The following is a 19,583-nucleotide window of genomic DNA, read 5'->3' as shown; positions in this document are numbered from 1 at the left end:
AGCAAATCGCTTTACCACTTCTTGTAAGGTAGAAATTTACCATTCATGATCACTTTGACACGATCGCCCTTCGGATCTTCTTCTTTTTCTACCTCTAACGTAAAATCAATCGCGCTCATAATGCCATCGCCAAACTTTTCGTGAATGACTTCCTTAATTGGCATGCCGTAGACTTGCATGATTTCGTAGAAGCGATAGATAAGAGGATCTGTAGGTACAACAGGGCCTAATCCCTTGGTAGGGTAAGCCGTGAGTTCGGGTATTAAATCTTGACTGAGATCCAAAGCATGAAGGATCTTGCTTGCTTCATCTTCCGAAGCACTTGCTTGACGATACATCACAGTAGCAATCCATACCTCATCACGCCCGACAGCTTTTTCGAGATCGGCAAAGCTTAAACCTTTTGCTTGCTTGGCAACTAGCAATTTCTTCGTAACTTCAGGAATCTCGATTGACATCACCTACTCCTTACAATTCTTACTAAGCGTTCACTTTGATTCGTGCTTCTTCTACAGCCCGCGTTTCCCTCGATAAATGCATTTCTAATTCAGCTTTTAACTCATGATACGCTGGGTACTGGTCTAAACACTCGCGCTTGCGCGGTCGGGGAAAAGGAATATCTAAAACTTCAGAAATTCGAGCCGAAGGCGATCGCGTCATCATAACAATCTTGTCCGAGAGTAACAGCGCTTCTTCAATACTGTGAGTAATGAGGATAACAGTTTGCCGCTGTTGTTCCCAAATTCGCGCCACTTCGTCTTGCAAAAAACCACGCGTCAGCGCATCTAAAGCCCCGAATGGTTCGTCCATCAGCAAAATTTTGGGATTAATCGCTAGGGCGCGGGCAATGCCTACTCTTTGTTTCATCCCGCCTGAGAGTTCGTGAGGATGCTTGCGTTCCGCGCCGTGTAGCCCTACTAAGTCGATGTAATCGCGAGCAATGTTTTTCTGTTGGGCAAGCGGCATTTGCGGGTATACTGTCTCAATCGCAAAGCGAATATTCTCGATAACGGTCATCCACGGCATCAGGGCATAGTTTTGAAACACAACGCCGCGATCGGGACCTGGTTTGTGAATTTCGACTTCATTCAGCTTGACTGAACCGCGTGTTGGTGGGGTGAGTCCAGCAATAATATTGAGTAAAGTTGATTTGCCACAACCAGACGGACCAATAATTGAGACAAAGGTATTTGCTTCGACTTCTAGGTTAATATCTGCTAGCGCTACAAAATCTGAGGAAGTACGTCGTAGTAATTTATCTTGCCAACTTTGCCGCCCTGGATATACTTTGAAAACATGATTCAAAGCAAGTTGGGCAGAAGTAGCGCTAATTGTATTAACAGGATCAATGTGTGAAGAAATCATAATAGCGTCAAGACTTACTTAAAGTTACCAACGACTCAGCTTACTCCTCGGTTTGTCGCACTATGTTGCTATCTTTGCTGTCCAAAAGAAACCCAGGTTTGCAGCAATCCAAATATTCGGTCTAGCAGTAAACCAACGAGTCCAATCACAATAATTGCAGTGAGGATACTCGTAATTTCTAGGTTGTTCCACTCGTTCCAAATAAAGTAGCCGACTCCGGTTCCACCAACGAGAATTTCTGCTGCGACAATGACTAACCAAGCAATACCAATACTGATGCGCAGTCCAGCGACAATACTAGGTGCAGCAGCAGGAAGAATGACTTTCCAAATTGTGCGCCAGCGCGAAGCACCTAGGGTACGCGCGACATTAAGAACGGCAGGATCGACATTGCTTACGCCAAATTTAGTATTGATGAGTGTAGGCCAAAGGCTCGTAATTGCGATGACAAATAAGGCGGTATTTTCGGAGTCTTTGAGTAAACCTAGTCCTAGCGGTAGCCAGGCGAGGGGCGAGACAGGTTTGAGAATTTGAATATAAGGGTCAACAGCTTTAGAAACGACGTCGGATAGTCCGATTAAAATACCTAGAGGAATTGCGATCGCCGAACCAATCAAAAAGCCTGTAACGACTCTTCTTAAACTGGAAAGTACGTGCCAGCCAATGCCTTTATCATTAGGACCATAGTCAAAGAATGGGTCGGAAACCCAGCCCCAAAAGGCTTGCAATGTTTGACTTGCCGATGGCACGAGTTGCGAGAAGATATTTAGCTGTGCTCCGAGTTCCCAAACTCCCAGAAATAACAGTAGTAAAATCAGAAATAGCACAAATGCTTGTACGTTATTATTAAGCCAGATGGGTGCGGATTTACGGCGCGATATTGTCTTAGCCATAGCTCCTCAAACGTTAAATTTTTGGCTTTGTTGTTCTAAATAAGCTGCCGGATTTGCTGGGTCAAAGGTGTCAAACTTGAGGTTTTCGACTCTTGTTTCTTCAGTAGGTGGATTTTGCCCTAATTCGATCGCGAGTTCTCTTGCTAAGTCGGTCATGTAAATCTGTTCCGCAATCTGGGGATAGTCTGCTTTCTCAGCTGGCATCAAATCCCACCGCACCAACTGCGAGGAAATCCATTTGGCAAAGCTTTTCCAAGGATATGGGTCGAATCCAATGCGATCGGGTACGTTGAGAGTATTTCCTAATCCATCTTCAAAGTTGCCTGTCATGACGGCTTGCAATACAGGTTCAGGCTGATTGAGGTACCGACGTTCTGAAAGTACCTTCGCAATCTCGGTGCGATTTTCAGCGGCATTGGCGTGTGCGGCTCCATCAATAATTGCTTTATTGACTGCGCGGAAGGTGTTAGGATGTGCGTCGATCCACTGTTGACTAGCGGCAAAAGCACAGCAAGGATGACCATCCCATAAATCTTTTGTCAACATATGAATAAAACCAATGCCTTCAAATACCGCACGTTGACCAAAATTGTCGGGCATTAAAAAAGCATCAATCTGCCCTGCGGACATCTGCGCTACAGAGTCGGGCGGTGGCACAATTTGAATCGCAACATCGGTATCTGGATTCAACCCTCCAGATGCTAAGTAATAACGTAATAACAGATTGTGCATTGAATAAGGAAAAGGAACTGCAATCGTCATTCCCTTAAAGTCCGCAGGACCTTGAATGCGATCGCGATGCTTCAGTGCAACTGCGATCGATTGTCCGTTAATATTCTCGATACTTGCAAGTTGAATTGGGAAAGTGGTAGAACCTAAACCTAAAGTCACTGCAATTGGCATTGGTGAGAGCATATGATACGCATCCAGTTCACCTGCGATCGCTGATTCTCTCACTGCTGCCCAATTCGGCATTTTCCGTAATGTGACATTTAAGCCGTGTTTTTGATAAAAGCCTAATGGTTCTGAAATGACAATGGGCGTTGCACACGCAATCGGAATAAAGCCAATTGTTAAATCGGTTTTTTCAAGGTTTCCAGGGGTGCTAGCTTCTCCTGATGATTGTGTGGTATTTGTGTTGTTTCCTCCTGCACAACTAGCTAAGGTTACAATTGCGGCTGTTGCTGCTACTTTTATTAAAAAGTTTCTTCGTCGAAATCTACTCGCCCGCAAAGTATCATTAAAAAACTCTGTTGCATGAGGTCCAAATGCTGCCGCAAACGCTTCTTCTAATCCTCCTGCTTGTTTGATTAAGTCGTTACATATTCGCTGTTGTTCTGGCTCAGCTTTGGCAAGCATCTGTAGCACTAAAGTTTTTCTCAATTCTGCATGAGTAAATTTTTCAGCTAGCTTCAGTGTTTCAGGTTTATATTGCCCCATTGCAATTAAATCGGCAACCAAATCTGCTGGATCTTGGGGCATTCCTTCAATGAATCTCCAATGATCTTCTGAGGCATGAAATCCGCCACAAGAACATCTCAATTTATCTAAAGTATAAGTTTTTCTACTTTTTGCTTCCAATAAAGTTGCCATATGTCTTATATTCAATTGAGTAAAGTCTTCTTTCTTACAAGGTTGAATTCATGACTTCCTTATTATTTAAAGACAGGAAACTGTCATGTTTCTCGTACAGCAATTTTACGTGGTTTTTGAAAATTACTTTTTAACGAACCACTTCACATACAGAAAACACAGGGAGAATAAAAGTGAGTTTTTTCTCTTTAAAGGTGATGATTCTAGTCATGAGTGTTCAATCAATAGAAATATCCTTCATATGAGATAGTAGTTTTCTTAAATGCTTGAGTGCTGGAGTTACAATTGCTACAAAGTAGGCTTCACGCAGCTTTCGAGAAACAGTACTACCTTCCAAATATGCTTTGGCTCCTAGATGTAACATTGCAGATTGTGCAGCACGTAGGGCAAGTTCTGAAGCTGTAGCGCGCGCTTGAACAACTTCTTTGAAGAACTTATTGTCTCGAATACGTTGATGGTTGGATATTTCTGTTGCCAATATGTAAGTGTGTAAACGCAAAGTTTCTAGTTCATTCTCTAGAGCTTCAACACAGTCGTCGAGAAAGCAATTGACATGTTCTAGACGTTTGTTGGCTTCTTTCATCAACTCGATACAACTTGCGACTAATCCTAAACCCATGCCCACTTGAGTCAGAACAAAACCTGCTTTAATTCGCTCTACATATTCGCTACAAGGTGCTGCTAATATAAGTTCGTCAGGTATGAAAACATCTTTGAAAATACAAGAGTAAGTATTGCTGCCTTCGAGGGCAATAAAATGAGTATTGCAGCGTAAAGTTAACCCAAGTAAACCATCATTGACGATCGCCATTAAGTAGTCGTCTGAATCAGCTAGTTGAGCCGCGATCGCAAAGTAATGTCCTGAGCCAATATTTGACACCCATGGCAAAGTACCATTGAGTAAATACCCGCCTGCTTGTCGTTGTGCTACTAGGGCAATTTTCTCAATTCCAGCAAAATGCTTCATGGGATTCGATAAGCCTGTACCTGCTAAAATCTGTGCATTGGCAACTTTAGGTAAAACGTTATTTAGTAAGTATTCATTCTCGCTATTTTGTAAGTACCAAGTACAAGCAAATTGACACCATGTAATAAATCCTGTATTTAAGCATTCTTGAGAAATTGCCTCAATCATCTGTACTGGAAACTTTAGCCCTTGATATCCAGTACCGCCAAACTGCATAGGAACAGTTTGCTTAAATCCACCAATTTCACCTAGTTTTTGGAGAAAGGTTCGAGGGTATTCGCCTTTTTCATCGATGTCTTTTACTTTAGGCTGCAATTCTAAACTAATTAGCTTTTGTAGTTCCTGCACGATCGCTTCCGTATTTGTGCGATCGCGTAATAGCGTCTGCTCAATGGAAACATCTTCAACGATATAACTATCAGAATGCATCGCGAGTTCTCTTTCGTAGTAACTACAAAAACACAGGCTCAATCTATGCACTGCTATTGCTAGATTGCTCTTGAAGATTGAGCCGAATCACTGAGATGAGCGAACCGAAAGTCTAAACGAGAGAAACTTCCATGTTTACAGGTAGCCGTAGTGTATTAGCAACAGGCGACCAATAGTTAGAGTGCGCAACGAGTTCCTCTAGTTCTTCACGCGTTGCATCGCCTTCTAAATCAACTTTGACGCGAACGTCTGTAAATCCCAACCGCTTTTCAGACAAATCACCAATTCCCCATACACCTGTAATATTGATATCGCCTTCGAGTTCCAATTCGAGTTTGGAGAGGGTAATACCACGCATCACAGCATTCGCGTGGATACCAACCGAGAGACACGAACCCAAGCAGGCTAATACGGCTTCAGAGGGATTTGGCGCTGTGTCTTGTCCTAAGAGACTTGGTGGTTCATCGATAACATGAGCAGGTAAATCGCGTACATAAGTTAGGTTACGAAACTGTCCTTCACAAACTGTCTTAACTTTTAGCGACTTAACTACATCTGGATTGGCTTTAGCATGAGTTGCTAGCTTTTCCAAACCCTCCTTGCTAACTGGGCGCAGTGGAGATTTTACTTGTGTTGTCACCGTCGTTTCAGCCATTGCTATTCAAATAGAACATTCTATCTAATTCAATCAGAAGAAACTATAGAAAACAGTAAATTGTGCTACGTAATACAAGTCTTCAGAAACTGCGGTAGAAAACTAGAGTAGAGTAGCCAAGTGAATTACAGCATTACTGTTTCCTATATCAAGATTAAACTTGTGCAGGCATCTTGCTCTGGCTTGGTTCGCCTGTTTCAATAGGTAATGATGGATCGCGCGACCACTCATTCCAAGAAGCAAAGTAGTTGCGTACGTCTTTGATTCCGGCTTCTTTCAATGCGATCAGTGTGTTTGATGCTCGCGATCCTTTAAAGCAGTATACGTATACTGTTGAGTCTGGAGTAATACCAACTTCTTGACAAATTTCCATAATCTCATTGGTAGGACGGAACATCGGAGTTTTTGAATCAGGTTCCATCATCCGATACCATTCAATCCACACTGCACCAGGAATTCTACCTTTACGCGGACAAAAGTCTACACCATAAGGTGAAGAACTTTCTCCTCTCCATTCATCTGCATCTCTAACATCAAGCTTGATAATTGCTGGATTATCTAATGCTTGCAGCATTTCTGCTGTCGTGACCATGATTGAAGAATCAATGTTGGATGCAAAAGCTTTGTTTTCAGTTGTGGGTATTTCTGTCGTAGTTGGTAAGCCTGCTGCTAGCCATGCTTGATAGCCACCGTGTAATACGGAGACTTGAGGGCAGCCGAAGTATTTTAATAAAAAGTATCCTCGACACGATTGTCCGTAGCCAGTGTTGAGCGCATCTTCGTAGATAATGATATGTTCTGTGCCAGAGATTCCCACTGCGCCTAAAAGTTCGGCAAATTGCGATCGCAAACTTGTTAATCCTTCTGGAGTAGAAGTTGCTAAATAAGTAAATATTTCCCGTAGATTGACTGCTTGCGGAATGTGCGAAATATCATACTCTTCAGGTGCGCGAGTATCTATAACAACAACAGACTTTTGATCTAAAAGATTTGCTAGTTCTTGCGGCGAGATTAGAGGTTTGACTTCCATTAAATTCACCTAGCTTATGCGATCAGCTTTGGCTAAATTACTTTGTCAGAATGGCTTTACTAAACTAGTAAACTCATGTTCCAGCTATGTCTTAAAAAAAATGCTCGCTACCTCTAAATATATAAACAACTGCGATCGCACCTCTGTTGTATCAATGTCAAGCTCTTGCTTGAATTCGCCCCCCAACCTCGCGAACAAGAATTCTTCCTTGTCTTCTCCTTCAGCAGTGGGGAGAAAGTGAGAGGAGGTGCAGGCTCATTGCGGAGGTAAACTACGTTGTAGAACCCCGCGAGAACCACTGCACCTTTAGGTTTGTCTGCAAGTGGCGTGGGTTTAGAGAACAATGAACCTCAAACTTGAGCCAAAGGACTTGTGCATACACGATAAAAAGACATGACTGGAGTTCACAGCTTTGGGTTTACGTTTCAGCGTGTTCTTCAGACTTAGTAATTTTTATCCAAATCTTAAGTAAAACGTTCTATACAATTATTAAGACAATTAGTCGTTAGATACAGTGTCTTTTACTACTAATTCCCACCGAGATTTTGTATTTAAAGTATTTAAACTCATAAAAAAAGCTACCTTGCATATCTAAGGCAGACTTTTAGAATTTTATTAATGGAGCTGGGCAGGATCGAACTGCCGTCCGTAATGGGTATTAACCCTCCGATCATTCACAGGTTTAGCCTTTCTGATCCTCAAGGCGGGAACCACCCATTATCCCGAGTGGTAGGATGCACTGGTTAGGTCTTAGCTAGCGAATAACCAGAGAAACTTCGCTAGGGCATCCGTTGGGGGTTGGTCTGTAGCCCTTAACGGAGTCAGACTACAGACGCTCGAATCTTTGAGAGATTGTTAGGCAGCTACTAGAGCTTGCTTACGAGCAAAAGGAACGATGTTGTTCGCAGTTACTTTTCTTTTGAGTCCGGTATTAACGAGAGAAGACTCGCTCTCGACCTGTATCACAGAGCAGCGTTCGCCACCACGTCGAAACCATTACAGCCCCGTGCATTTATATTCCCATTATAATCAGCTAAATGGGAATTGACAAGTGATAGAAGATGTCGGGGTCAAAGAAGCAGTCTAAAGAGTTCTTTTCTAACCAAGTGCTTGTGCACCGCCGACAACTTCAAGAATTTCTTGAGTAATCGCAGCTTGCCGTGCTTTGTTGTATGACAGTGTGAGATTATCAATTAATTCGCTAGCGTTGTCGCTGGCGTTGTTCATTGCAGTCATTCTTGCTGCGAGTTCACTAGCTGCTGATTCTTGCAGCGCACGTAACAGTTGGTTGTTGAGATATAAAGGCAAAAGAGCATCTAGAATTTGGACGGGATCTTGCTCAAAGAGCATATCGCGCGGAAAGCTACGGACTGTGGTGCTGACTTTTTGGCGTTCTACCTCAAATTCGCCACCACGCGTCGTTAAACGGAAAATTTCGTCATCTGCGGTTTCCAAGCCTTGAGCATCGAGCGGTAGTAATGTTTGTACGACTGGTCTCGAACTTACTAAGGAAACAAATTTAGTATAAACTAACTCGATACGGTCTACGCTTTCCGATAAGAAAAGGGAAAGGAGTTCGTCAGCAATGCTCGAAGCCTCTGCTGCGGTGGGAATTTGTTCTAAGCCTGTGTAGGTTGCGTCGATTGGTTGGTCGCGGCGTTGGAAATATTGAATCGCTTTGCGTCCTACTAAAACGTATTTATAGTCCAAACCTTCGGCTTTAAGCTCTTTGGCGCGATTTTCTGCACGGCGAATGACGTTTGTATTGTAAGAACCACACAAGCCGCGATCGCCTGAGATCACTAATAGTCCTACCGATTGAACTTCGCGTTTTTTTAATAGTGGCAAATCGACGTCTTCAAAGCGCAATCGACCTTGTAGGTTATAAAGGACTTGCGCTAAGCGGTCTGCGAACGGACGAGTTGCCGTTACTTGTTCTTGAGCGCGACGTACCCGCGCCGCCGCCACGAGACGCATAGCTTCTGTAATTTTTTGAGTATTCTTGACCGACTGGATGCGATCGCGAATTGCTTTTAAGTTAGCCATAGTTTTTTCAATTCTCAGTTGTCGGTGGTAGGGGCTAGGGATTCAGGTGTCAAGTATAAGAGTTTAGCGAAAACACACGCGATCGCGCTTTGGGCTTCAATTGTTTCCTTACATTCAAGAACAGATTAGGAACTGACGTCTGACCTCTGATCCCTGACCCCTACAAATTAGGCAGCTGCCAAGAATGTTTGTTTATACTCTGTTAGTGCTTCTTTAAGCAGTTTTTCGGCATCATCGGTCAACTGCTTCTCTTTCTGGACGATATCGCCAAACTGCGGTTTACTTGTTTTTATGTATTCGCGTAGACCTTTGGTAAAGCTAGTAACCTTGTCTGCTGCAATATCATCGAGATAGCCGTTGATTCCGGCATACAGTAGGGCAACTTGCTCGTACACTGCGAGTGGCGAGTATTGCGGCTGTTTCAACAGTTCGCGCAAGCGTTCACCACGAGCTAGTTGGTCTTGTGTTGCCTTGTCTAAGTCAGAGGCAAATTGGGCAAAAGCTTGCAGGTCGTCAAACTGCGCAAGTTCAAGCTTCAGCTTACCCGCAACTTTCTTCATTGCTTTAGTTTGAGCAGCAGAACCTACGCGCGATACTGAGATTCCAGGGTTAATCGCTGGACGAATACCAGAGTTAAACAAGTCAGCAGATAGGAAGATTTGTCCGTCTGTGATCGAAATAACGTTTGTTGGAATGTATGCGGATACGTCGCCAGCTTGCGTTTCAATAATTGGTAGTGCAGTCATACTACCGCCACCAAGTTCGTCACTGAGTTTCGCGGCTCTTTCAAGTAAGCGCGAGTGGAGGTAGAATACATCACCTGGATAAGCTTCCCGACCTGGTGGGCGGCGCAGTAGCAAGGACATTTGACGATAAGCTTGAGCTTGCTTGGAAAGGTCGTCGTAGATGACTAGTGTTGCTCTGCCTTTGTACATAAAGTACTCTGCCATGCTGGCACCGACGTACGGCGCTAACCACTGTAATGGTGCGGGGTCATTAGCATTCGCCGCAACAACGATGGTGTAATCGAGCGCACCTCTTTCTTGTAGCACGTTAACCACGTTTGCTACTGTCGAGGCTTTTTGACCGATCGCAACATAGACACAGATAACGTCGCCGCCTTTTTGGTTAAGAATTGTGTCTATAGCGATCGCGGTTTTTCCGGTTTGGCGATCGCCGATGATTAGTTCGCGCTGTCCTCGACCAATTGGAATCATCGCATCAATCGCGGTAATTCCTGTTTGCATTGGTTCATAAACCGACCGGCGATCGACAATTCCAGGTGCGGGAGATTCAATCAAGCGGCTTTCAGAGGTTTGAACATCTCCCTTACCATCGATCGGGCGACCTAATGCATCGATGACGCGCCCGATCATCGCTTCGCCTACTGGTACTTGAGCGATTTTTCCGGTTGCGGTTACGGAACTACCTTCTTGGATTTCGCGACCTTCGCCAATCAGCACTGCACCTACATTATCTTCTTCTAGGTTCAGCGCTACGCCAACGGTACCGTCTTCAAATTCTAAAAGTTCTCCCGCCATAGCTTTTTCCAAGCCATAGATTCGGGCAATACCGTCTCCTACTTGCAGTACGGTACCAACGTTAGCAACTTTGACTTCTTGGTCGTATTGCTCAATTTGCTGTTGAATAATGCTGCTAATTTCGTCAGGTCTAATGCTGATCATTTTAGGTGTTAGGTGTTGAGGAATGAGAAGTTTTGAGTTGTCAGTTCAGAGTTAGGATTTAGCACGCTGTCATTACGATTTTCAAGCTACTCACACACTAATTCCTTAGGCACTACCGCTAAGACGTAGGGAAAGGCGGCGTAGTTGACCACGGATACTCGCATCAAAGACTTGAGAGCCTACTCTAATGATGACACCACCAATTAAATCAGGGTCGATTTTAGTGTCTAGTTCGACTTCTCGCGCATTTGTCATAGCGATGACTTTCTCGCGGACAGCTTGTTGCTGTTCCTCTGTCAGATCTACTGCGGAAATAACTTCGGCTAGAACTGTTTGATTTAACTGACGGAGAATCGCGAGAAACTGCTTGCAAATGTCTTCTAGCAAAAGAATTCTTCTGCGGTCTACCAGTAGCATGAGGAAATTCCGTAGATACGGGTTGATCCCTTCACCAACTACGCGCTGTAATACGGCTTTTTTGTCCTCAACGCTAACAAATGGATTTGCCAAGAAATCACGCAGCTGCTCAGAATTTTCTAAAATGTTGAGTAAAGCGCGTATATCCTCGCCAAATTGCTCAGTAAGATTATTATTACGGGCAACGGACATTAAAGCCTGAGCGTATGGCTCGACAATTTGGGTTGCGGCACCGCCTTTCATGAACGACCTCCCAACAGCGCGATACTGCGGTCAATTAATTTTTGCTGCGTTTCGTTGTCTACACCAGTTTGTAGCTGGGATTCGACCTTTTCCAATGCCATTGAGACTACTCGTTGACGCAGTTGCGCGATCGCGCGATCGCGTTCCGCATTCAAGTCTTGACTTGCGGTTTCCTTCATGCGTTCAATGTCAGTTACTGCGGTTGCCAAGATTTTTTCCCTAGCAACTTTGGCGTTTTCTTGGGCATTATTGCGGATTTTTTCAGCTTCCGCTTGCGCCTGAGCCAGCTTCTGTTGTTGTTCTTCTAGTGCTACTTTGGCATCATTTGCACGCTTTTGCGCGCTGACAATTGCGGTTTCGATGCGTTCGCGGCGATCGCTTAGTGTTTTCCCGACGACTTTTCGCCCGAAGAAAAACAGCACACCAATAATAATCGCAAGGTTAATCAGGTTTGTTTCTAAAATGTCGAAATTCAACCCAAAACCGTGATTCCCTTCTGCCAATTCAGCATTCACAGCGCTGGCTTCTGCCATCAACAATAAAAAAGTTTCCATTGTACCCGTCCACATCTGCGCTGCTTGAGTTCGTCTTGTGAATAATTGCCTATCCCAATCGTGGCATCAAGCTTCTACTCTAAATTTTTATCTGAGCTACAATTAGCGCTGACCTACAAGCTGCGTTCCTAGCAGTTTTTCCATGATTTGCTGACTGAGAGAATCAACTTGTTGCTCTAGCGATGCTAGGGCTTCTTGTTTTTGCTGTTCGATCTCTTGAGCCGCTTGTTCTCGCTGCGCTTGTGCTTCTCGTTGTGCTGCTGCTATTTTTTCGGCGGCAACTTTCTCGGCTTCTGCTTGAGCATCGGCGATAATTTGTTGCGACTGTCGGCGTGCTGTTGCGAGTTCTTGCTCGTACTGCGCAGCTAATTGCTCAGCTTTTGACAAGCGCTCTCGCGCGTCCAATTGATTTTTACGGATATACTCATCCCGCTCATCAATTGCTCTGCTCAGTGGCTTGTAAAAAGTCGCGTTCAGAATCAAAACCAAAAATAGAAACTGTATAGCCATCAAAGGCAGGGTTGCGTCAAGATCAAATAGCCCGCCTTCTTTACCTGCTGTTTCTGCTGCGAGTAAGATTATTGAATGTGTCATAGTCTCATACCCCTTTGATGTTATTCTAAGGGGCTATAGTTCGTTGAGCAGGAGTTATTTTTAACGATCGAAATAATGTAGAGACGCTCATCACAAACGCCTCTACACGTTGAATAAACGATCAATTACGAGAATGGGTTGGCGAATAATAATACGAGGGCAACAACCAGACCGTAAATTGTCAGCGCTTCCATGAAGGCCAAGCTCAACAGCAGCGTACCGCGAATTTTACCTTCTGCTTCTGGCTGACGGGCAATTCCTTCCACAGCCTGACCTGCTGCATTTCCTTGACCAATTCCAGGACCGATAGCAGCCAACCCTACAGCAAGAGCAGCAGCTAGAACTGAAGCAGCAGAAATCAATGGATCCATGATATTTTTCCTTACCTTGACAAAACTGAATTTACAAAATTGTTTGGACTTGTTCTCAATTGCTGAGTTTGGGTATTAGGTGTTCCTAATTTCCATTCCTTAGTCCTTGCATTTACGCGTGTTCCCCGTGTTCTTCACCATGACCGTGGTCTTCCATCGCTTCTCCGATGTAAGCTGCGGCAAGCGTAGCAAAGATCAGCGCCTGAATTGCACTAGTAAATAAACCTAATGCCATTACTGGTAGAGGAACAAACAAGGGTACAAGTAACACCAGCACTCCCACAACTAATTCATCCGCGAGGATGTTACCAAATAATCGGAAGCTCAGGGAGAGGGGCTTAGTAAAATCTTCGATAATTTTAAACGGCAGCATAAAAGGTACAGGCTGCACGTAGTTACCAAAGTATCCTAAGCCTTTTTTACTGAAGCCCGCATAAAAATATGCTAAGGATGTCAGCAAAGCTAGTGCCACCGTGGTATTGATGTCACTGGTGGGGGCTGCAAGTTCGCCTTCGGGTAAGTGAATAAGCCGGAAAGGAACAAGCGCACCTGACCAATTTGACACAAATATGAACAAGAATAAAGTGCCCACAAAAGGCACCCACGGGCGATACTCTTTTTCCCCGATTTGATTTTTTGCCAAATCCCGAATAAATTCTAGGGCATACTCCATGAAGTTCTGTAGCCCACGGGGGATTCGGTTGATATTTCTTGTAGCGGCAAATGACACAATTACTAACAAAGCAATCACAAACCATGAGGTCAAAAAGACCTGACCATGAACTTTGAGATTGCCAATTTGCCAGTAGAGGTGTTTACCTACTTCTAATTCGGCGAGGTGAGCGAAGTTGACGACGTGCAAAATATTCAGCATTTTCCCTTCAACTGGATTCCCCAAGCTTTGAGAATAAGACTCTTCTAGGATTGCCCGACTTTGTGAGAGCCAGAGACAAATGTCGTCCGTAGTACGTAGATGATCAGCGAAGCTTTATAGGTGAGAAAACCTAGAAATATAGGCAAAATTTGCAGTTGATTCCACCGGCTTGCTAGTAGAATTAACCCAATTAGTAAAGCTAACCGAGTTTTACTCAGCTGCTTCTTTTCTCCCCCTAGTCGCTCTACATCTCTTGCTAACATCCTCAAGTAAACCACACCTGTACATGCCCCGATGAGATAGTTTAAGGCAATATTGAGGGAATAAAATATCCAGACAAAGACAAAGATAATCGCTGTCAATGCCATGGTCCAAAACAGCAACTCTTGAGAGAGTTGATAGAACTCTTGCATCGAGTCACTAGGTTTTGACGAAGCAAAACCAGTAGGGTTATCTCCCTGGGAAGGTGCGGGTTCTGAGGAGTTGTTTGCCAAGTTCACGGGAAACGCAAACCATTACGGTTGATTAACTTGACTCTAATGAGCCAGTTGAAATCATAACACGTTGCGGTAACAATACTTAAAAAACAATTAAATCGGATTTAGGATAATTAGTCCAGATGTGAGGAGCGATCGCACTCTAGCTAACTCTAACTCTACTTGAGACAAAATCTCGCCTATGGTTTTTTGTTGGATGTTCGCATCACAAGCTTGGAGAAATTGAAATTCTGCCTCGGATAAGTTGACGATTTGGTAGTCGTAGTTAAATAAACAACGACTTGCCCAGCCTTCGATACAGGGATGACGTTCGGGAATTGCATCGAGTAGTGCTTCATCACTTGACCAGTCGGCTTTGGGTAGGGGAGGACGCCCAAGGAAGAATTCGTAATGTGTTGCGCCTTCGGGGTCTAATAATTCAATCAACCGATACACCGCGCGATCGCTCAAATCTTTGGCGCGTTGCATCAGCGTTGGTTCTTTTCCTAAAAGTCGCTCTAGTTGCCAATAATTCGGATTGGAAAAACCTAAAAACTCCAAACCAGAAGCGTCGATGAGTTCAAAAAGTGTTTCGATATTGTAGTCAATTTCTTGCGGATGAACATACATATCCGCAAAATTCGCATCGCGCTGATTTTCTAGGGACCAGCGTTCTTTTTCACGTTTGACAAGGCGATTATTGTCTGGTAAGGAGGCAAAAATTTTCCGTCCGATTTGGACACCATCTTGATAATCACCTTGTTGTTGAAGAAGTGCGATCGCTTTTTGCATCAATTGAATTTCCCAGCGCCCTAATTCTCCATAAACAAAGATGTGCATGACACCGCCAGGGGCAAGTTTAGCGGCTAAAGCTTGAATGCCTCGAATCGGGTCTTCTAGATGGTGTAATACGCCTACGCAGTTGATTAAATCAAATTCCCCTGGTAGCTGGGCGACATCATACAAACTGAGGTGATGAAATTCGACGCGATCAGCACCAGAACGGGCGCAGCGATCGCGCGCTACGGCTAATGCGCCTGCACTTAAATCAATCCCAACAACTGAAGCTTTTGGGTTGAGATGTACCAGATACTCGGTGCCTACTCCTGTGCCGCATCCTGCATCCAGAATACGGATATCTTGCTTGTTAGGTTTTTGACCCGTACAAAAGTTGTAAGCAGCAATCCAATTCCAGCGCCAGTTATACCCAGGTGGTGGACTATCTAAAAGCGGTTCTGGAGGAAAAGGGTACGTGTCATATAGCCGCTGTACGGCAGAACTGATGTCTCGATCCATATTTTAAAAGTAACAAAACTTATCTTTTTTCTCAGGCGCTCTGCCTATATCCACTATGATCTCCTACGTAACCTCCATAAAGTTACGTATACGAAAAAGCCATAGTCAACTCTCGCACTGTCTAAACAGATGTGAGACTGATAAACAGCAAAGTTTGTTAAGTAAATAGTTGACTGTTAAAACCTCCTCTCGTTCTACGACTGACTCTAGTTGAAAGTTGTAAAGCGAGGAGAAGTAGTCCAAGTTTCAGCTTCGTTCTTGGTGCGGCAATCAAAAACGGACATCATGAAGTTTTGTGGGAAAGTAGTACCACGCTCACTTGACTTTCTTTACCAAAAATATTTTGGGCGGGAGATTCTAGTGGGAAAATAGTAAGCAACAGAAACTAGTACTCTGGTCAGATTGATCGCTGTTGTGATCTCAAGGGAGTTTTAGGAATAATAATGAGTGTTAAAGCAAGTGGTGGAAGCTCAGTTGCACGCCCGCAACTATATCAAACACTAGCCGTCGCCACAATTTCCCAAGCGGAACAACAAGACCGCTTTTTGGAACGCGGCGAACTAAATGAATTAGCAAGTTATTTTGCATCTGGTACAAAACGATTACAAATTGCCGAGACTCTGACCCAAAATTCAGCATTAATCGTGTCTCGTGCTGCTAACCGCATCTTTGTGGGAGGTTCGCCAATGGCGTATCTCGAAAAACCACGCGAGCCAGAAATGGCAATGGCAGGAGCAAAAGAAGCGGTACAAGATGCCTCTCGATTAGGAAATATCACGTACGTAGAAAGTCGTGGTGGATTTTTAGAAGGACTGCGATCGCTCTTTAGTGCATCACCTGGAGGCGGTGGCGCAATTCCGCCAGGATTTCGCCCGATTAACGTGGCGCGGTACGGTCCGACCAATATGCAGAAATCACTGCGCGACTTATCGTGGTTTTTGCGCTACGTGACTTATGCGATCGTTGCTGGCGATCCAAATATTATCGCGGTCAACACGCGCGGATTACGCGAGATTATTGAAAATGCGTGTTCTGGGGAAGCGACAATTGTTGCTCTACAAGAAATGCGGCAAGCCGCAGTCTCTTACTTCCGTAGAGACCAAGAAGCAACAGACATTGTGTCGCAGTACATGGATGTCTTGATTACAGAATTCAAAGCTCCAACACCATCAAATAAGCTACGTCAAACTGATTCGCCAGATAAGCAAGGCTTAGAGCTACCACAAATTTACTTCAATGCAGCAGAAAGACGGCAAAAATTTGTCATGAAGCCAGGTCTTTCTGCAACTGAGAAGCAAGAAGTTGTGAAAGCAGCTTACAGGCAAGTTTTTGAACGCGATATTACCCGTGCTTACAGCCAGTCGATTTCTTATCTAGAGTCTCAAGTTAAAAACGGCGATATCTCAATGAAAGAGTTTATTCGCCGCTTGGGTAAATCACCACTCTATCGCAAACAGTTCTACGAGCCGTTTATCAATAGCCGAGTTGTTGAATTAGCTTTTCGTCACTTCCTAGGTCGCGGTCCATCAAGTCGCGAAGAACTGCAAGAATACTTCTCGATTATTTCGCAAGGCGGCTTACCGGCTTTAGTTGATGCCTTAGTAGACTCGAAAGAATATTCGGACTACTTCGGTGAAGAAACCGTTCCCTATATTCGCGGTCTCGGTCAAGAAGCGCAAGAATGCCGCAACTGGGGAGCACAGCAAGACCTCTTAAACTACAGTGCGCCGTTCCGCAAGGTACCGCAGTTCATCACGCTGTTTGCTGATTACAATCAACCGTTACCCGACCAACATCCCTATGGCTCAGGCAACGATCCGTTGGAAATTCAGTTCGGCGCAATTTTCCCGAAAGAAACTCGCAACCCTAGCACGCGACCGGCTCCTTTTGGTAAGGATACTAAGCGGATCTTGATTCACCAAGGACCCGCAATCAATAACCAGAATAGCAATCCGAAAGCACGCGGTGAGTTTCCTGGAAGTCTTGGACCAAAAGTCTTCCGTCTCGATCAGTTACCTGGTGTCGGTAGCAGAAAAGCACCCACAACTTCGAGTGTTAAATTCTCGGAAAGTTCGACACAAGCAGTCATTCGTGCTGCGTATCTTCAGGTGTTTGGTCGCGATGTCTATGAAGGACAGCGGCTGAAGGTCGCAGAAATTAAACTGGAAAACGGCGAAATTAGCGTTCGCGAATTTATTCGCCAGCTAGCTAAGTCGGATTTATTCCGGAGTTTGTACTGGACTCGTTTGTATGTAACCAAGGCGATTGAATATATTCATCGGCGTTTACTCGGTCGTCCTACCTACGGTAGACAAGAAACAAATAAATACTTTGATATTTGTTCCAAGAAAGGTTTCTACGCGCTGATTGACGCCATTCTGGATAGTCCAGAGTATAGTGAGACGTTTGGTGAAGATACGGTTCCTTACGAGCGTTATTTGACGCCTGCGGGTGTCGCGTTGCGATCGCTACGCGTGAGCAGTATCGCCGAAGATATTGTCAGTGCCAAAGTCGAAACAGAAGAAACTCCGCGCTTTGTCGAGTTGGGTGCAGTAACTGAAACTCGCTCGGAACCCAATGTTCAATTCCGAGTTAATCAAGGTGTTTCGCGCCAACGCGAGCAAACCAAGATCTTCAAACTGGGAAGCAATGCGGATAAAACTGATGTTCAAATCATTATTCGGGCTGCTTACCGTCAAATCTTTGAGCGTGATATTGAACCATACATCGCTGAGAACGAATTTACGTCACTAGAAAGTCGCCTCGGCAACGGTGAGATTACGGTTAAAGAGTTTATTGAGGGTCTAGGTGGTTCTAAGCTCTACATTAAGGAGTTTTATACGCCATACCCGAATACAAAAGTCATTGAGCTAGGAACTAAACACTTCTTAGGTCGTGCGCCGAAAGACCAGGTAGAAATCCGCAAGTATAATCAGATTCTAGCTTCGCAAGGTATTCGGGGCTTTGTGAGCGCGATGGTCAATAGCATGGAGTATCTCCAAGTGTTTGGGGAAGACACGGTGCCATACCGCCGCTTCCCAACCTTACCAGCAGCAAACTTCCCGAATACAGAGAAGCTTTACAATCAGCTAACGAAGCAAAACGATGACTTGGTTGTCCCCAGCTTTGAGCCAGTCAAACCAAGAATGGATGCGGCGAAGATGCCATTAACAGCGAAGGCGATCGCCGATACCGCAGCGAAAGCCCGACAAATGGATCGCTCTCGTCCGCTATTCATCGAGCTTGGTCGTTCGTTTAACGACGGTCGCGGACAATCGGTAGAAGTCGGCGTAGGCACAACTCGACGCAAACCAGCACGCATTTACCGTGCTACCAAAGGCACAAGCGCTACGGAAATGGCATTAGTCGTTGATGCGATTTATGCTCAAATCATGGATTTGTTTAGCGGTCAAGTTCCTGCCAGTTTACGGCGTTCTGATTTAGATAGCAAACTCAAAAACGGTGAGATCTCAGTACGCGAATTTGTCCGCGCGCTGGCAAGTTCAGATATCTACGTACGGCGCTTCTATACGCCCTACCCTAATACCAAGGTGATTGAATTCTTATTCCGTCATATCTTGGGTCGGGCACCCGCGACACAGCAAGAAATTCGCCAATATAACAAGCTGTTAGCTGATGGTGGGTTGAAAGCAGCCGTTGACGCGATGGTAGACAGCGCTGAGTATGCCCAATACTTTGGCGAAGATGTCGTCCCCTATCGCCGCTATCCATCTTTACCCGCAGGTAACTACCTGGGTAGCGTGAAGGCAGCAGCAGACCTTGTTAAGCAATCGTGGTCGGATTTGTCTCCTTCAGTTTTAAACCGCCTCTAAAGTCTCAGCAAAGCTCATTCTGAGTAAATAACTAGACTTAACCTCTGACCGGTCAATAAAAATGACGGGTTAGAGGTTTCTGTCCACAAGAAAACTGAAAAGTAATGTTAAAAACTGTTAACAGGTGACTCAGAAGATGAACTAAATGCCGCAAAATATTTGCGGAAGGTAACTGTGTCTGCAAGCTGATGTATTTCTAGTTACGTAGCTAACTGGTAGATGTCTAGACGAAAGCAGTGAACTCACTAGCACGTCAGAACAT

The 19,583-nt window shown here is 44.6% G+C and carries 17 protein-coding genes, 1 other RNA gene and 1 pseudogene; 2 read left to right on the top strand and 17 right to left on the bottom strand.

The features are described from left to right. Positions 1-11: 11 nt before the first annotated feature. From cynS to GLO7428_RS05180, 17 genes are all read right to left on the bottom strand, one after another. Positions 12-458: a cyanase gene (gene cynS, locus GLO7428_RS05255; protein WP_015187523.1), complete on the bottom strand. Its 447-nt coding sequence runs from the start codon at positions 456-458 to the stop codon at positions 12-14. Between the two features lie 22 nt (positions 459-480). Beyond that, a complete protein-coding gene (locus GLO7428_RS05250; RefSeq protein ID WP_015187522.1) occupies positions 481-1,365 on the bottom strand; it encodes an ABC transporter ATP-binding protein in 885 nt (294 codons plus the stop codon). A gap of 68 nt (positions 1,366-1,433) precedes the next feature. Further along, complete coding sequence (gene ntrB, locus GLO7428_RS05245) at positions 1,434-2,258, bottom strand: nitrate ABC transporter permease (RefSeq protein ID WP_015187521.1); 825 nt, start codon at positions 2,256-2,258, stop codon at positions 1,434-1,436. Between the two features lie 6 nt (positions 2,259-2,264). Beyond that, complete coding sequence (locus tag GLO7428_RS05240) at positions 2,265-3,851, bottom strand: ABC transporter substrate-binding protein (RefSeq protein WP_015187520.1); 1,587 nt, start codon at positions 3,849-3,851, stop codon at positions 2,265-2,267. Positions 3,852-4,068: 217 nt separating this feature from the next. Continuing rightward, complete coding sequence (locus GLO7428_RS05235; RefSeq protein ID WP_015187519.1) at positions 4,069-5,247, bottom strand: acyl-CoA dehydrogenase family protein; 1,179 nt, start codon at positions 5,245-5,247, stop codon at positions 4,069-4,071. Positions 5,248-5,359: 112 nt separating this feature from the next. Further along, complete coding sequence (locus GLO7428_RS05230) at positions 5,360-5,902, bottom strand: OsmC family protein (RefSeq protein ID WP_015187518.1); 543 nt, start codon at positions 5,900-5,902, stop codon at positions 5,360-5,362. 154 nt (positions 5,903-6,056) lie between these two features. Then, on the bottom strand, positions 6,057-6,932 hold the full coding sequence (locus tag GLO7428_RS05225; RefSeq protein ID WP_015187517.1) for a sulfurtransferase: 876 nt from the start codon (positions 6,930-6,932) through the stop codon (positions 6,057-6,059). A gap of 616 nt (positions 6,933-7,548) precedes the next feature. Further along, positions 7,549-7,938: a transfer-messenger RNA gene (gene ssrA / locus GLO7428_RS26475) on the bottom strand. A 92-nt stretch (positions 7,939-8,030) separates the two neighbouring features. Continuing rightward, entirely contained in the window at positions 8,031-8,978 is a 948-nt protein-coding gene (locus GLO7428_RS05220; RefSeq protein WP_015187516.1) for a F0F1 ATP synthase subunit gamma, read from the bottom strand. A 167-nt stretch (positions 8,979-9,145) separates the two neighbouring features. Beyond that, positions 9,146-10,663: a F0F1 ATP synthase subunit alpha gene (gene atpA, locus GLO7428_RS05215; RefSeq protein ID WP_015187515.1), complete on the bottom strand. Its 1,518-nt coding sequence runs from the start codon at positions 10,661-10,663 to the stop codon at positions 9,146-9,148. 105 nt (positions 10,664-10,768) lie between these two features. After that, the gene (gene atpH, locus GLO7428_RS05210) at positions 10,769-11,323 is read right to left on the bottom strand and encodes an ATP synthase F1 subunit delta (protein ID WP_015187514.1); all 555 of its coding nucleotides are present in this window, start codon (positions 11,321-11,323) and stop codon (positions 10,769-10,771) included. Next, positions 11,320-11,877, bottom strand: a complete 558-nt coding sequence (locus GLO7428_RS05205; RefSeq protein WP_015187513.1) for a F0F1 ATP synthase subunit B — start codon at positions 11,875-11,877, stop codon at positions 11,320-11,322. Before GLO7428_RS05205 ends, atpH begins: the two co-directional genes overlap by 4 nt. Positions 11,878-11,979: 102 nt before the next feature. Continuing rightward, positions 11,980-12,471, bottom strand: a complete 492-nt coding sequence (locus tag GLO7428_RS05200) for a F0F1 ATP synthase subunit B' (RefSeq protein ID WP_015187512.1) — start codon at positions 12,469-12,471, stop codon at positions 11,980-11,982. Between the two features lie 125 nt (positions 12,472-12,596). Next, positions 12,597-12,842: an ATP synthase F0 subunit C gene (gene atpE / locus GLO7428_RS05195; protein ID WP_015187511.1), complete on the bottom strand. Its 246-nt coding sequence runs from the start codon at positions 12,840-12,842 to the stop codon at positions 12,597-12,599. A gap of 112 nt (positions 12,843-12,954) precedes the next feature. Continuing rightward, positions 12,955-13,716 (bottom strand): F0F1 ATP synthase subunit A, encoded by a 762-nt coding sequence (atpB, locus tag GLO7428_RS05190; protein ID WP_015187510.1) that lies wholly within the window; start codon positions 13,714-13,716, stop codon positions 12,955-12,957. 44 nt (positions 13,717-13,760) lie between these two features. Continuing rightward, positions 13,761-14,210: an ATP synthase subunit I gene (locus tag GLO7428_RS05185; RefSeq protein ID WP_369792525.1), complete on the bottom strand. Its 450-nt coding sequence runs from the start codon at positions 14,208-14,210 to the stop codon at positions 13,761-13,763. A 96-nt stretch (positions 14,211-14,306) separates the two neighbouring features. Next, the gene (locus GLO7428_RS05180; protein ID WP_015187508.1) at positions 14,307-15,488 is read right to left on the bottom strand and encodes a bifunctional 2-polyprenyl-6-hydroxyphenol methylase/3-demethylubiquinol 3-O-methyltransferase UbiG; all 1,182 of its coding nucleotides are present in this window, start codon (positions 15,486-15,488) and stop codon (positions 14,307-14,309) included. Between the two features lie 443 nt (positions 15,489-15,931). Here GLO7428_RS05180 and GLO7428_RS05175 point away from each other — a divergent pair. Next, positions 15,932-18,625 (top strand): annotated as a pseudogene (locus tag GLO7428_RS05175) (phycobilisome rod-core linker polypeptide); the annotation flags it as partial. A 9-nt stretch (positions 18,626-18,634) separates the two neighbouring features. Then, positions 18,635-19,321 (top strand): phycobilisome rod-core linker polypeptide, encoded by a 687-nt coding sequence (locus GLO7428_RS28825; protein ID WP_339366837.1) that lies wholly within the window; start codon positions 18,635-18,637, stop codon positions 19,319-19,321. The last annotated feature ends 262 nt before the right edge of the window (positions 19,322-19,583 follow it).

Origin of the sequence: Gloeocapsa sp. PCC 7428 (assembly GCF_000317555.1) — a bacterium.
Classification (GTDB): domain Bacteria; phylum Cyanobacteriota; class Cyanobacteriia; order Cyanobacteriales; family Chroococcidiopsidaceae; genus Chroogloeocystis.
This window is presented reverse-complemented; position numbering and strand designations above follow the sequence as displayed.